The sequence below is a fragment of the Microtetraspora sp. NBRC 13810 genome, from assembly GCF_030268685.1.
Taxonomy (GTDB): Bacteria; Actinomycetota; Actinomycetes; order Streptosporangiales; family Streptosporangiaceae; genus BSRQ01.
Genome location: NZ_BSRQ01000025.1, coordinates 1 through 14328 on the forward strand (window position 1 = coordinate 1; position 14328 = coordinate 14328).

Consider the following 14328-nt stretch of genomic DNA (forward strand, 5'->3'; position numbering starts at 1 on the left):
AACCGCCTGGTCGGCATCCTCCACGGCTGCCTCAAAACACATACCCCCTACGACCAGGCAACCGCCTGGTCACACCGGCAACACGACCTCGCCGCTTGACATTCCGGCTCCAGGGATGTCTGACCCGTCCGTCCCGCTCCCGGTGCGGCCCCCTCGGGGGCGGGCCGCACCCTCCGGGTCGTTCGCCGCCCTCCAGGATCGAAACGCCTTCCAGGATCGAAACGCCTTCCAGGATTGAAACGTGCCAACCTTCCCGCCGGGCCGGAACACCCCCGACCGGCGGAGATCATCACCGTGTAACGCTCTGGAAACGGCGGATTGACGCCATTGACACCCACGGCGGGCTGGCCTAGCTTTCAACACAACGTATTAAAACGTTTTTCAGAGCCGGAGTCGTCGTGAGCGAAGCAGAGGCATCGCGCCCCATACTCGCGCTGAAAGGCGTGAGCAAGTCGTTCGGGGCCGTCCGCGCGCTGCGGGACGTGTCGCTCGAACTGTTCGGCGGCGAGGCGCACGCCCTCGCCGGGGAGAACGGCGCGGGCAAGTCCACACTCGTCAAGACGCTGGCCGGAGTGCACCGGCCGGACGGCGGCGAGATCCTGCTCGACGGGGAACCCGTGGTGTTCGACGGCCCCGCCGCCGCCCAGGCCGCGGGCGTGGCGGTGATCTACCAGGAGCCCACGCTCTTCCCGGACCTGTCGGTGGCGGAGAACATCTTCATGGGCCGCCAGCCGCGCACCGGCCTGCGCCGGATCGACAGGAAGGCCATGCGCGCGCGGACGGCGGCGCTCTTCCAGCGGCTCGGCGTCGGGCTCGACCCCGGCCAGCCCGCCCGCGGCCTGTCCATCGCCGACCAGCAGCTCGTCGAGATCGCCAAGGCGCTGTCCAGGGACGCCCGGGTCCTCGTCATGGACGAGCCCACGGCGGCGCTGTCCGGCAACGAGGTCGCCCGGCTCTTCGGCGTGGTCGAGGCGCTGCGTGAGCAGGGCCGCGCCGTACTGTTCATCTCCCACCGGCTGGACGAGATCTTCGAGCTGTGCCAGCGGGTCACCACGCTCCGCGACGGCGTCAGGATCGCCGGTGAGCCCGTCGCGGGCCTCACCCACGAGGACCTCATCCGCCGCATGGTCGGCCGCGACCTCGGCGCGCTCTACCCCGGGAGGCAGACCGCGCCGGGCGAGGTGGCGCTCAAGGTCGAGCGGCTGACCAGGGAGGGCGTGTTCACCGACGTGTCCTTCGAGGTGCGGCGCGGCGAGATCGCCGCGCTCGCCGGGCTGGTCGGGGCCGGTCGCAGCGAGGTCGCCAGGGCGGTCTTCGGCATCGACAGGTTCGACGCCGGCAAGGTGACCGTCAACGGGGCGCGGCTCCCCGCGGCCTCGCCCACCGCCGCCATGGCCGCCGGTCTCGCCCTCGTCCCGGAGGACCGCCGCCAGCAGGGCCTGGTCATGGAGATGTCCATCGAGCGCAACATCGGGCTGACCGGCCTGTCCTCGCTGCGGCGCGGCCCGGTCATCTCCCGCGCGGCCGAGCGCGCCAGGGCCACGGACTGGGCGCTGCGCCTCCAGCTCAAGTTCGCCCGGCTCGGCGACGGCGTCGGCGTGCTGTCCGGCGGCAACCAGCAGAAGGTGGTGCTGGCCAAATGGCTGGCCACCAACCCGTCCGTGCTGATCGTGGACGAGCCCACCCGCGGCATCGACGTCGGCACCAAGGCCGAGGTGCACCGGCTGCTGTCCGAGCTGGCCGGGCAGGGCATCGCCGTCCTGATGATCTCCTCCGACCTGCCGGAGGTACTCGGCATGGCCGACCGGGTGCTCGTGATGCACGAAGGGCGGCTCACCGCGGAGATCCCGCGCGCCGCGGCCACCGAGGAGAGCGTCATGGCGGCGGCCACCGGGAGGGCGGCATGAGCGGTCCCGGCGTCGCCGCCGAGGCCGCCACCCCGGCGGCGCGCGGCGCGGCGGGCAGTGTGGCGGCGATCCTCCGCGCCCGCGAGCTGAGCCTCGTGGCCGCCCTCGTCGTGCTGATCGGCGTGACCACCGCCGTCAACGGCAACTTCCTGTCCGCCCAGGGCGTCACCGACATCCTGCTCAACACCTCGATCCTGCTGCTGCTCGCCGTGGGCCAGTCGGCCGTGGTCATCACCAGGAACATCGACCTGTCGGTGGGCTCGGTCGTCGGCCTGGTCGCCTTCGCGGTCGGCGACTTCTACGCCGCGGGCGGCGGGCTGGTCCCCGGCCTGCTCCTCGGGGTCGCCGTCGGCGCCGGCTGCGGCCTGGTCAACGGCCTGCTGGTCAGCTTCCTCCGGGTGCCCGCCCTGGTGGTGACGCTCGGCACGCTGTACGTGATCCAGGGCGTGGACCACTACATCGCGCACGGCCGCCAGATCAACGCCGTGGACCTGCCGCCCTCCCTGCTCCACCTGGGCAACGGCGCCGTGCTCGGCGTCCCGTACCTGCCGTTGATCGCCGTGCTGGTGATGTTCGCCTTCGGCCACTACCTGCGCTCCTATCCCTCCGGCCGGGAGTTCTACGCCATCGGTTCCAGCCCGGAGGCCGCGCGGCTCGCCGGCGTGCCGGTGCGCCGGCGCGTCCTGACCGCTTACCTGATCAGCGGCTCGCTCGCCGGGGTCGGCGGCCTGCTGTGGCTGGCCCGGTTCGGCACCGTCATCGCCGACTCCGCCAACGGCTGGGAGCTCACGGTGGTCAGCGCGGTCGTGGTCGGCGGCGTGGCCATCACCGGCGGCGTCGGCAGCGTGTACGGCGCGGCCCTCGGCGCCCTGCTGCTCACCACGATCGGCGGCGCCCTGGTGGTGCTGCGGGTCAACCCCTTCTGGGAGCAGGCCATCACGGGCGCGCTGCTGCTTCTCGCCATCAGTGTCGACCGCGTGCTCGCCCTGCGGGTGGCCCGGCTGCTGCGGAGGAGGAACGTCCGTCATGGCTCCTGATCCCATCCCGGCGGCCCCGGTGCCCGCCTCCGCCGTGAACCGGGGCGGCGCCGGCCGCTTCCTGCGCTGGGACGTGCTCGTCACCGCGCTGCTGATCGCGGTGTTCCTCGGCGGCGCGTCCACCTCCACCGGCTTCGCGAGCGTGGACAACCTGTCGTTCGCGCTCGGCGACCTCGGCGAGATCGCGCTCATCGCGCTGGCCATGACGCTGCTCGTAGTGGCGGCCGAGGTGGACCTGTCCGTCGCGTCGGTGCTCGGCCTGTCCAGCGCGCTCGTCGGAGCCCTGTGGGACGCGGGCATGGCCATCGAGACGATCATCCCCCTGGTGGTCGTGGTGGGCATGGTGTGCGGGCTGGTCAACGGGCTCCTGGTCACCAGGCTCGGCCTGCCCTCCCTCGCCGTCACCATCGGCACCCTCGCGCTCTACCGGGGTCTCGCCTACGTGGTGCTCGGCGACCGGGCCGTCGCGCAGTTCCCGCCCGGCTACGTCTCGCTGGCCGTGGACAACGTGCCGGGCACCCCGATCCCCTACCCGGTGGCGCTGTTCGCGCTGCTCGCCGTGGTCACCGGCGTCGTGCTGCACGCCACCGGCGCCGGCCGCGCGCTGTTCGCCATCGGCGCGCAGGAGGAGGCGGCCTTCTTCGCCGGCATCCGGGTCAAGCGCGTCAAGCTGGTGCTGTTCGTGCTCTCCGGCACGGTGGCCGCCTTCGCCGGCGTGATCTACACCCTCAGGTACGGCAGCGCCCGCGCGGACAACGGCCTCGGCATCGAACTCGCCGTGATCGCCGCGGTGCTGCTCGGCGGCGTCGACTTCGACGGCGGGAAGGGCACCCTCGGCGGCGTGATCGCCGGCGTGCTGCTCATCGGCCTGCTGCGCAACCTGCTCATGCTGAACGACGTCGCCACCGAGATCCAGTCCATCGTGACCGGGCTGCTCCTCATCGTCTCGGTGCTCACCCCGCGCCTCGCGGCACTCGTGCGGCGACGACGCCGCGCGCCCGCCGTATAAGACCCTCGCCCCGTCCAAGCCGAAGGAACCCCCATGGTGAAGATCACCACCAGGCGCTTCGCCTCCAGTGTCGTCGTGAGCCTGCTCGCGCTGGGGCTCGCCGCCTGCGGCGGAGGCACCACCAAGGACTCGACCTCCGCCGCCCCGGCCGCGCCCGCCCCGTCCGCCGCCGCCTCCGCCGACCCGGACGCCCCGGTCAAGGAGGGCCTGAAACTCGCCTTCCTGCCCAAGCAGATCAACAACCCGTACGAGACGATCGTCGACAACGCGGGGATCGAGGCGGCCAAGGAGTTCAAGGGCGAGGCGAAGGAGGTCGGCCCGTCCGACGCCTCGGCGTCCTCCCAGATCTCCTACATCAACACGCTGATCCAGCAGCGCCAGGACGCCATTTTGATCGCGGCCAACGACGCCAACGCGGTGTGCGGCCCGCTCCAGCAGGCGAGGTCCAAGGGGATCAAGATCGTCGCCTACGACTCGGACGCCTCCAAGGACTGCCGCGACCTGTTCATCAACCAGGCCAGCTCCGAAGAGGTCGGGCGCAGCCAGGTGAGGATGCTGTCCGAGATGATCGGCGGCAAGGGCGACATCGCCATCCTGTCCGCGACGGCGAACGCGACCAACCAGAACACCTGGATCGACTTCATGAAGCAGGAGCTGGCCAAGCCCGAGTACAAGGACATCAAGCTGGTCAAGGTCGCCTACGGTGACGACGACGACCAGAAGTCCTTCCAGGAGACGCAGGGCCTGCTCCAGGCGTACCCGGACCTGAAGGGCATCATCTCGCCGACGACGGTCGGCATCTCGGCCGCCGCCCGGTACATCTCCGGCTCGCAGTACAAGGGCAAGGTCGTGCTCACCGGGCTCGGCACGCCGAACCAGATGCGGCAGTTCGTGAAGGACGGCACGGTCCGCGAGTTCGCCCTGTGGAACCCCAAGGACCTCGGCTACCTCGCCTCCTACGCCGCCGCCGCGCTCGCCTCCGGGCAGATCACCGGGGCCGAGGGGGAGACCTTCAAGGCCGGCCGGCTCGGCGAGCGGACGATCGGCAAGGACGGCGAGGTCATCCTCGGGCCGCCGTTCGTCTTCGACGAGGGCAACATCGACGACTTCGACTTCTGACCCGGCCGTCCCGCGGCCCACGAGCACGGACGCCTCCGCCCCGGGCCGGGGCGCAGGCGTCCCCGACGACCACACAGACACGGAGAAAGGACCGCCGTGCCGATCACCAACGGACTTGAGAAGATCACCGCCCCCCGTACCAGGGTGGGGCTCGTCGCGGGCGGTCTCGGCGCCTACTGGCCGCAGTTCCCCGAACTGCTCCCGCAGCTCCAGGCGTCGGCGCGGCGGGTGTCCGCGCGGATGAACGCCCTGGGCTGCGATGTCGTGGACGTGGGCTTCGTCTCCGACGCCCAGGAGGGCGCCGCCGCGGCGGAACGGCTGAGAGAGGCCGGCTGCGACATCATCGTCGGCTTCCTCACCACCTACATGACGGCCACGATGCTGCTGCCGGTGGCCCAGCGCAGCGGCGCCCCGGTGCTGCTGATCAACCTCCAGCCGACCGAGTCGATGGACCACGAGACCTTCGACACCGGCCAGTGGCTGGCCTACTGCGGCGCCTGCCCGCTGCCCGAGATGGCCAACACCTTCATGCGGGCCGGCATCCCCTTCCGCTCGGTGTCGGGTTATCTGGAGGACGAGCGGGCCTGGGCCAGGATCGCCCGCTGGGTGAAGGCCGCCGGGGTGCGGGCCGCGCTGCGCCGGGGCAGGCACGGCCTGATGGGCCACCTGTACCCGGGCATGCTGGACGTCGCCACCGACCTCACCCTGGTGTCGGCGAACTTCGGCGGGCACGTGGAGGTGCTGGAGTTCGACGACCTGCGGGTGCGGGTGGAGAAGGTGACCGACGGCGAGGTCAAGGCCCGGATGGACCTCGCCGCGGAGGTCTTCGAGCTGGACGGCTCGGTGGACGGGGAGGACTTCGCGTGGGCGGCCAGGGTCTCGGTCGGCCTGGACCGGCTGGCCGAGGACTTCGCCCTGGACAGCCTCGCCTACTACCACCGCGGCCTGGACGGCGAGATCCACGAGCGGCTCGGCGCGGGCATGATCCTGGGCTCCTCGCTGCTGACCGCGCGCGGCGTCCCGGCGGCCGGCGAGTACGAGCTGCGCACCTCGCTGGCCATGCTGATCATGGACCGGCTGGGCGGCGGCGGCTCGTTCACCGAGCTGCAGGCGCTGGACTTCGCCCGCGGTCACGTCGAGATGGGCCACGACGGTCCCGCCCACCTGGCGATCAGCTCCCGCCGGCCGCTGCTGCGCGGGCTGGGCGTCTACCACGGCAAGCGCGGCTGGGGCGTGTCGGTGGAGTTCGACGTCACGCACGGCCCGGTCACCGCGTTCGGGCTGCGGCACGGGCGCGACGGCAGGTTCGCGTTCGTCGTCTCCGAGGGCGAGGTCGTGGACGGTCCGCTGCTGAGGATCGGCAACACGACCTCTCGGGTGGACTTCGGCTGCGACCCCGGCGAGTGGACCGACGCGTGGAGCGCCACCGGCATCTCCCACCACTGGGCCCTCGGCACCGGTCACCGCACGGCCGAACTCCGCGCCCTGGCCGACCTGCTGGAGGTGGAGATCGTCGAAGTGGCGCCCTGACCGGCCCGCCCGTTCAGAGGGCGGCGCGGAGGTGGCGGATGTGGTCGGGGGTGGTGCGGCAGCAGCCCCCGATCATGGACGCACCGGCCGCCCGCCAGTCAAGCGCCCGCGTGCCGAACTCGACCGGCTCGGTGGAACCGGTCCAGGCGCGGCCTTCCGCGTCCCACGTCTCGCCCGAGTTGGGGTAGACGACCACGGGCAGGTCGGCGATCTGCCCGATCAGCCCGGTGATGAAGCGGGGCGGGGTGCAGTTGACCCCGACGGCGACCACCTGGGATGCGCCGGTGAACAGCGCGGCGCACTCGGCGAGCGGCGTGCCGTCGCTGATGTGCAGCCCGTCGCGGCAGGAGAAGCTGATCCACGCCTTGACGCCGGGCGTCTCCGCGAGCAGCCGGGAGATCGCCCGCGCCTCGGCGTAGGACGGGATGGTCTCACAGGCCAGCAGGTCGGCTCCGGTGTCGGCGAGCACCCGCCATCTCGGCCGGTGCCAGGCGACCAGGGCGTCCTCGTCGAGGTCGTAGTCCCCGGTGTACTCCGACCCGTCGGCGAGGTAGGCGCCGTAGGGGCCGACGCTGGCCGCGACCAGCCCGCCGCCCGCCTCGTCCCTGGCCTGGGCGGCCAGCTCGACCGAGAGCCGCAGCAGCCGCTCGCCCTCCTGCCCGGTCAGGCCGCGCCGGGCGAACGCGGGCAGGCTCGCCTGGTAGCTCGCGCTCGTCGCCACGTCGGCGCCGGCGGCGAAGAAGTCCAGGTGCGCCCGGCGGATCAGCTCCGGGTTCTCCACCAGGACCTTCGCCGACCACAGCTCGTCGCGCAGGTCGGCGCCCAGCGCCTCCAGGCGGGTGGCCAGCCCGCCGTCCAGGACGAGAAGATTCTTCACTTGAGACTCGGGACTCACCCGGACAGCTTATGTCCCGCAGGTCAGCCCGCATGATGTCACGGTGTGTCACCGAATGATAACGACATCGGACAACGGCGTCGCCGAGCGCAGCCGTACCGGGCCGAACAGCCCGGTGACCCGTTGCCCGGGGAAGACGAAGTGCGTGGGGCTCGCCGCGTCCAGGTAGGGGGCCAGGGTGCCGAGCACGAGCACCTCCACCGTGTTCTCCCCTTCGCCCAGCAGCCCGGCCACGTCGAAGACGTACGGCGAGCAGATCCGCACCCCGGCGGGCCGGCCGTTCACCGTCACCTCCGCCGTGCCGCGCACCCGCCCGAGGTCGAGCACGGCGGGTCCGGCCGTCTCGCCGAGGTTCACCGTGGCCGAGTAGCGGACACCGCCCGAGTACTCCGCGAGGCCCTGCTCCTCCCAGTCGCCCAGCGCCATCCGGCCGGGGCCGCAGGTGAAGCGCACCGGGCCGGCCAGCGCCGCGCCGCCCTCGAAGCCGGGGCGCGCGGCGACGCGCACCTCGACCCGCCGGGCGGACCCGTCGAGCTCCACGGCCGGGCCCTCGCCCAGCGCCCGGTCCCCGGCGTGCACCGAGACCGGGCCGTGCGCGGCCACCTCCATCCGGACCGCGCCCGGCGGGACGTCCACGAAGAACCGCGCCACGTGCCCGGCCGCGCCCGGCACCGCGAACACGGCGGGCAGCGCGGTCTCCCCGGCCTCGATCCAGCCCGCGTCGGGCAGCGGATGCGGCCGCCTGCGCAGATGCAGGGCGGCGGGGTCGCCGTGCTGGCGGCGCCGTACGGCCGCGCCCCCGACGTGCGGGCCGGAGACCGCGAGGCCGTCCAGCAGGACGGCGCCCCCGGTCTCCAGGGTGATCGTGTTCGCGCCGGGGCGGAGCAGCGCGGAGACGTCGTAGCGGCGCACCCGCGGGATGTCCGCCTCGGCGTAGGGGTCGAAGCCGCCCTGGCGGCCCGCCTCCACGCCGTTCACCCGGACCAGGCACGGATCGGTCGAGGCCACCTGGAGCGGCGCCACCCGCAGCGGTTCGCCGTCCGCCTCGACGGTGACCGACAGCCGCGAGCCGGTGATCCACTCGGGCCTCCGGGCGGCCTCCGGGTCGCGCACCAGGGAGACGTGCGCCCGCAGCCGCAGTTCCTCCTCCGGGACGAGGCGCAGCTCCAGCAGGTGTTCGCCGGGGGCGAGCCCGGTCGTGCCGGTCGCCAGGTAGCCCCGGTCGTCCAGGGGCAGCTCCGCGCCGTCCAGCAGGGCGGTCTTGGCGGCGGCGGCGCCCACCACGAGCACGGCCTCCTCTGGCACCGTGACCGCCGTGCGGTAGCGGACCGCCTCGCCCGCCGCGACCACGCCGAAGTCGAGGAACTCCTCAGGCACGTGCCCCTTGGGGCCGAGGTTGTCCCGGTGCACCGGGTCCTTCAGGATGCCGCGCGAGGTGGAGTAGACGGCGGGCCGCCACTCCTCGCCGGTCCCGGCGCGCCACAGGCCGTGCGGGCCGAAGGTCGCGTGCACCGGCTCGCCCGCCGCGTCCCGCAGGGTCCTGCGCTCGACGAAGGCGGGGTCGGTGCAGAAGTCGCCCCAGGTGTCGTCCAGCGTCGGCACGAGCCGTACGTCCCAGATCCGGCCGAGGTCCAGCTCGTGCGGCAGCGGGACGGGCGGCGCGGCCGGCGGGAGCTCCTCGCCGGGGAAGAGCAGCAGCGCGGCGGGGCCGTCGTCGAACGGCACCACGACCTCGGTCACCTCCCCGGTCGCGTCCCGGGTCACCGTGTACGGCAGGGCGCGCGGCTCGCCGCCGAACGGGGAGGCGAGCAGCGGGGTCCCGGTCACGCCGCGCACCCGCACCCGCATCTCGGGCAGGTAGCGGGCCGGGTCGAAGTCGTAGCGGGCGTCCACCCAGCCGAGTTCGACGCCGCGCTCGTCCGGCCGGGCCACGCTCACCTCGCTGGCCCGGGGCGAGGCCGCGGTCAGGAAGACCAGCGTCGTCCCGTCCGCCTCGCGGACCAGCGGCGGCACCGGGGCCTCCACCCTGGGCGCGAAACCCGCCCGGGACAGCGCCTCGCCCAGCCCCGCCGCGTCCGGCGTGTGCACGGCGCCGGGGACCGGGTCGGTGCCGATCGACACCAGCAGCCCGCCGGACGCCGCGAACTCCGCCAGCCGCGCGGCGACGTCCTCGTCCAGCACGGTCACCGCGGGCAGCACGATCACCCGGTAGGACTCGGTGGAGACGCTCAGCCGCCCGTCGCCGGCCTCGGCCCGCAGCACCGAGTCCTCGTCGATCACATCGGCGTCCAGGCAGAGCCGGTCCAGCACGCCGGGCACCGCGCCGAACCACGCCATGTCCCCGACCAGCTCCCCGTAGACCCGCTGCGCCGTGGCCGCCTGCGCGGAGACCGAGCCGTCCAGCCCGGTGCCGGCCTGAGCGGTCGAGGAGGGGAAGAGCACCGCGACGTCACACAGGTGCCTGCCCTGCGACAGGGTGGCGCACAGCCGGGCCACCGCGTCGGCGAACACCCGGTGGTGCCGCCAGTACGGCTGCCGCCAGTCGGTGGACGGGGGAGCCCACTCCCACCAGCCGGCCCTGGTCGTGTAGTAGACCGCGTGCGGGTTGTACAGCGTCGCACCGGCGCGCAGCCAGGGCAGCAGCCAGTCGAAGGTCTCCTCCAGGGTGCCGCCCCAGCCGGTGGAGTGGAACGCCTCGATCCAGGTGCGCGGCCTGCCGTACAGGTGGGCGAGGGAGGAGTGCAGCCGGGCGTCGCCGTGGTGGTCGGAGCCGGGGGCGGAGAACCAGCGGTGCGTGCGGGTGTAGTCGGCGTAGAGGCGCACCCCGTCCACCGGCCGGCCGGCCCTGGCCGGGTCCTGCTGGTCGCAGCCGTTGAGCAGGCCGTGCTTCTCGTGCCACTCGGCGAGCGGCCGGAAGAACGCCTCCTCGGCGAGGTCGGCCCGGGTGCGGTGGAAGTCACGCAGCATGCCGGGGTCGCGGGCCAGCTCCGCCACCCGCAGCGCCCGGCCGCGCCGGCGCAGGAACTCCTCGGCGAAGTCGTCGGACCAGGTCGGCACCGAGGGCAGCTCGTCCTGGAAGGAACCCGCGATCACGCCGCCGAACCGGTGGCCGAGCCGGCGTTCGAACTCCCCGTGCACCCGGTCGAGCAGCACGGCGCACGCCTCGCGGGACAGGTAGTCGAAGCCGCGCCGGGTGACGCTCCCGTCCGGCGCCAGCCACTGCCCGGCGAAGGACGGGTTCTCCTGCACCAGGCGGGCCTGCAGGTCGGCCCCGGAGAAGCCGAGCTGGTCGTAGAACCACAACCGGGCGCCCAGCTCTTCGGCATCCGCGCAGACGCCGTCCAGCAGTTCCCACCACGCCTGCGAGAAGAACGGCGGATCGTCGGCGTCGGAGCCGAACAGCGGCCCGGACGGCGCCAGGTTGAGCACCACCAGGTTGTGCACGCCCCCGGTGACCAGGCGTTCCATCTGGTCGCGCAGCCGGTCGCGGCGCAGCGGCTCCCCGCTCCACCACCAGATGGCGGCGGGGGAGAAGTCACGCGGCGGCTCCTGCGCCAGCCCCCGCACCAGCCCCGCTCGCGGCCCCTGTGGCGGCCCCTGCGGCGGCCTCATCCCTTCAGCCCGCTGGAGAAGCCCTTGATGACGTAACGCTGGAGCACCAGGAAGATCACCACGATCGGCAGCGCGCCGAGCACCAGCCCGGCGAAGACGAGCCCGTAGTCGGACACGTACTGCCCGACGAAGGCGAAGATGCTCACCGGGACCGTCTCGAAGCCCGATCCGCCGAGGTAGAGCAGCGGGGTGAAGAAGTCGTTCCAGATGAAGACCGCGTTGAGGATCAGCACCGTGCCGGTGATCGGCCGCAGCAGCGGGAAGACCACCCTGGTGAACGCCGTCAGGTGCGAGGCGCCGTCGATCTGCGCGGCGCTCGCGTACTCGCGCGGCAGCGCCCGGATGAACCCGGTGTAGAGGAAGACGGTGAACGGGAGCTGCACGCCGGTGTAGAAGAGGATCATCCCGGCCGGGCTGCCGATCAGGCCCAGGTTGTTGATGAGCTGGTAGAGCGGGATCGTGCCGAGCTGGAAGGGCAGCACGATGCCGAGCAGGAAGAGGATGTAGAGCCCGTAGCCGAGCCGCGTCTGCACCCGGGCGAGGAAGTAGGCGGCGAAGGAGCCGAGCGCGATGAGCGCCACCAGGCTGGCCACCGTGATGATCGTGCTGTTCATCAGCGAGGGGCCGAGCGCGGCGGAGGACCACGCCTTGGCGAAGTTGTCCAGGGTGGGCGGCGCGGGCGGCGAGAGGGGCGCCTCGGCGATCTGCGCGGGGTTCTTCAGGGACAGGGTGATCAGGGCGTAGACCGGGAACATGAAGGCGACCGCCACGGCGATCATGACGAGCTCCAGGAGGAACGTGGCCCTGCCGTACCGCAGATGGTTCACTGCGCGACCTCCCTGGAGCGCAGGTAGTAGATCTGGACGAAGGAGACGGCGGCCACGAAGAGCGCGAGCACCAGCGCCACCGCCGTGCTGTAGCCGAACTTCCCGTAGACGAACGCCTGCTTGTACAGCACCGTGGACAGCGTCTCCGTGGCGTAGCCGGGGCCGCCGTTGGTGGCGGCGAAGACCTGGTCGAAGAGCTTCAGCCCGCCGATCGTGGACAGCATCAGGTTGATCGTCAGCGCGGGGGCGAGCAGCGGCCAGGTGACGAACCGGAAGCGCTGCACGGTGCCGGCGCCGTCGATCATCGCGGCCTCGTGCAGCTCGACCGGCACCCCTTCCAGCCCGGCCAGGAAGATGACCATCGAGTAGCCCGCGTTCTGCCACACCACCATGCCGGCGATCGACCACAGCGCGAGCGAGGGGTCGCCCAGCCAGTCGTGTCCCGGCAGCCCGAAGAAGCCGAGCAGGCCGTTCAGCCCGGCGTGCGGGTCGGGGTTGTAGATGTACTTCCACAGGAAGGCGATCATGACCGGGCTGACCACGACCGGCGCGAAGAAGACCACCCGGAGCACGGTCCTGCTCTTGATCCGGGCGTGCGCGCCGAGCGCGAGCAGCAGGCCGACGCCGTTCTGCACGACCACGATGGCGATCGTGAGCAGCACGGTGTTGCCGATCGAGCCGAGCGCCTGGTCGTCGCCGAGCATCGTGCGGAAGTTCGCCAGGCCGACGAAGGACATGTCGCCGCCGATGCCGCTCCAGTCGGTGAAGGCGTAGACGACGCCCGCGATGCTCGGGTAGAGCACGACCAGCGCGTAGACGAGCAGCGCGGGCGCGGCGAAGAGCCACGGCGGGGACAGCGCGGCGCCGAACCGCCCGCCGGCCCGGCGCCGGCGGGGCGCGGGGGCGGCGGGCGTCCCGGCGGGCGTCCCGGTCGTGGGCGGGCTCCCGCTCCGACTGGTGACGCTCACTTCTTGTACGCCTCGTCCATCTTCTTCAGCGCGTCGCCGATGCTGGTACGGCCGGCCAGCAGGTCCTGCACCACGGCGAAGTGGGTGGGCTGCACCTCGGCGTTGGGCCACCGCTGGTCCATGAACGGCACCGCGCGGTCCTTGGTGAAGGGCAGGAAGGACTCCACGGCCGGGTCGATGGTGGAGTTCGCGTCCTGGGTCAGCGGGATGGCCGAGATCGCCTTGGCGTAGGCGTTGATGTTCTCCTGCCGGCCGAGGAAGTCGATGAACGCGGTCGCCTGGTCCAGGTGCTTGGACTTGGCCCCGGCCCCCAGGCCGACCACGACGCCGGCCGGGATCCACACCTGGGCCGCGTCGTCGGCGCCCGGCACCGGGAACATCGACAGGTCGTCCGGGCCGGAGGCGGCCTTGCGGAAGTCGGGCAGCACGGCGGACACCTGGATGGCCATGCCCGCCTTGCCGGTGGCGACCATGGAGGTCTGCTGCTCGAAGGTGGTGCCGTTCGGGTTGTCGTTGAAGAAGCCGCGCTTCTGCAGCTCCAGGTACATCTCCATGGCCTGCACCCAGCCCGATCCGGCGAAGGTCGCCTGCCCGGCCAGTTGCTTGTCGTCGAAGGTGGGGTCCTTGGCGTAGACCGTGGAGGGGACGAGCGCGTAGGTGATGAGCTGGGTGACCCAGGGCGTCTGCGCGCCCAGCGCGATCGGCGTCTTACCGGCCTTCTTGATCTTCTCGCACACGTCGAGGAACTCGGTCCACGTGGTGGGCGGGGCTTCGACGCCGGCCTCCTGGAAGACCTTCTTGTTGTAGATGGCGCCGATCACCGACGAGCCGGCGGAGAAGATGTAGGTCTTGCCGTCCTGCTGGAAGGCGGGCTTGAAGCCGGTGGGGATCGTCTTCGTCCACGCCTGGGCGGACAGGTCGGCGAGCAGCCCGGCGGAGGCGATCTGGCTCATCGACATCGCGCTGCCGTTGCCCGGGTAGACCACGTGCAGGTCGGGGGCGTTGCCCGCGCCGAGCTGGGTGCGCAGCGAGGTCTGCACCTGGTCGGTCGGGGCGTAGGACGCGCCGATCGACACCTGCGGGGCGACCTTCTTGTAGGCCGCGACCAGCGCGTCCATCGGCGTCTTCTGGTCGGCCACGCCGACGAAGCTGAGCTGGGTGGCCCCGCTGCCGCCCGCCGCCGCGCCGGTGGTCTCCGGCCGGGTCGAGCACGCCGCCAGCGAGGCGGGCGCCATGGCGGCGACGGCGATGCCGCCCATCAGGCGGAAGAACTGGGCGCGGCTGACCTTGGCGTCGCGCAGGCGGTCGGGCACAGGGGGCATGTTCTTTTCTCCTCGGACTAGCTCGGATCCGTGGGCCGAACATCGGCGTGTCAGTCCGCCGCCGTCCACTCCGCGCTACGCTCTTGTTAAATCTAACGTTTT

At 72.2% G+C, this 14328-nt stretch carries 10 protein-coding genes; 5 read left to right on the top strand and 5 right to left on the bottom strand.

What is annotated here, in order from left to right:
* The first annotated feature begins 398 nt into the window (after positions 1–398).
* The 5 genes from QSK26_RS35345 (at position 399) to QSK26_RS35365 (ending at position 6602) form a co-directional block, all read left to right on the top strand.
* A complete protein-coding gene (locus QSK26_RS35345) occupies positions 399–1907 on the top strand; it encodes a sugar ABC transporter ATP-binding protein (protein ID WP_285779690.1) in 1509 nt (502 codons plus the stop codon).
* Positions 1904–2944 carry an ABC transporter permease gene (locus tag QSK26_RS35350; RefSeq protein WP_285779691.1) on the top strand — a complete coding sequence of 347 codons (1041 nt, stop codon included), beginning with the start codon at positions 1904–1906 and terminating at the stop codon, positions 2942–2944. Before QSK26_RS35345 ends, QSK26_RS35350 begins: the two co-directional genes overlap by 4 nt.
* A complete protein-coding gene (locus QSK26_RS35355) occupies positions 2934–3953 on the top strand; it encodes an ABC transporter permease (protein ID WP_285779692.1) in 1020 nt (339 codons plus the stop codon). The genes QSK26_RS35350 and QSK26_RS35355 overlap by 11 nt, the downstream gene beginning before the upstream one ends.
* 33 nt (positions 3954–3986) lie before the next feature.
* A complete protein-coding gene (gene rhaS / locus QSK26_RS35360) occupies positions 3987–5072 on the top strand; it encodes a rhamnose ABC transporter substrate-binding protein (protein ID WP_285779693.1) in 1086 nt (361 codons plus the stop codon).
* A gap of 96 nt (positions 5073–5168) precedes the next feature.
* Positions 5169–6602, top strand: coding sequence for an L-fucose/L-arabinose isomerase family protein (locus QSK26_RS35365; RefSeq protein WP_285779694.1), 1434 nt, complete (start codon positions 5169–5171; stop codon positions 6600–6602).
* Positions 6603–6615: 13 nt separating this feature from the next.
* Here the strand turns inward: QSK26_RS35365 and mmuM are convergent, their stop codons facing one another.
* The 5 genes from mmuM to QSK26_RS35390 all read right to left on the bottom strand — a co-directional run bounded on the left by mmuM (position 6616) and on the right by QSK26_RS35390 (position 14226).
* Positions 6616–7479 (bottom strand): homocysteine S-methyltransferase, encoded by an 864-nt coding sequence (gene mmuM / locus QSK26_RS35370; protein WP_285779695.1) that lies wholly within the window; start codon positions 7477–7479, stop codon positions 6616–6618.
* Positions 7480–7545: 66 nt separating this feature from the next.
* Positions 7546–11064 (bottom strand): glycosyl hydrolase family 2 protein, encoded by a 3519-nt coding sequence (locus QSK26_RS35375; RefSeq protein ID WP_285779696.1) that lies wholly within the window; start codon positions 11062–11064, stop codon positions 7546–7548.
* A 41-nt stretch (positions 11065–11105) separates the two neighbouring features.
* Positions 11106–11936 carry a carbohydrate ABC transporter permease gene (locus QSK26_RS35380; RefSeq protein WP_285779697.1) on the bottom strand — a complete coding sequence of 277 codons (831 nt, stop codon included), beginning with the start codon at positions 11934–11936 and terminating at the stop codon, positions 11106–11108.
* Complete coding sequence (locus QSK26_RS35385) at positions 11933–12904, bottom strand: carbohydrate ABC transporter permease (protein ID WP_285779698.1); 972 nt, start codon at positions 12902–12904, stop codon at positions 11933–11935. Before QSK26_RS35385 ends, QSK26_RS35380 begins: the two co-directional genes overlap by 4 nt.
* A complete protein-coding gene (locus tag QSK26_RS35390; RefSeq protein WP_285779699.1) occupies positions 12901–14226 on the bottom strand; it encodes an extracellular solute-binding protein in 1326 nt (441 codons plus the stop codon). Before QSK26_RS35390 ends, QSK26_RS35385 begins: the two co-directional genes overlap by 4 nt.
* Between the last annotated feature and the right edge of the window lie 102 nt (positions 14227–14328).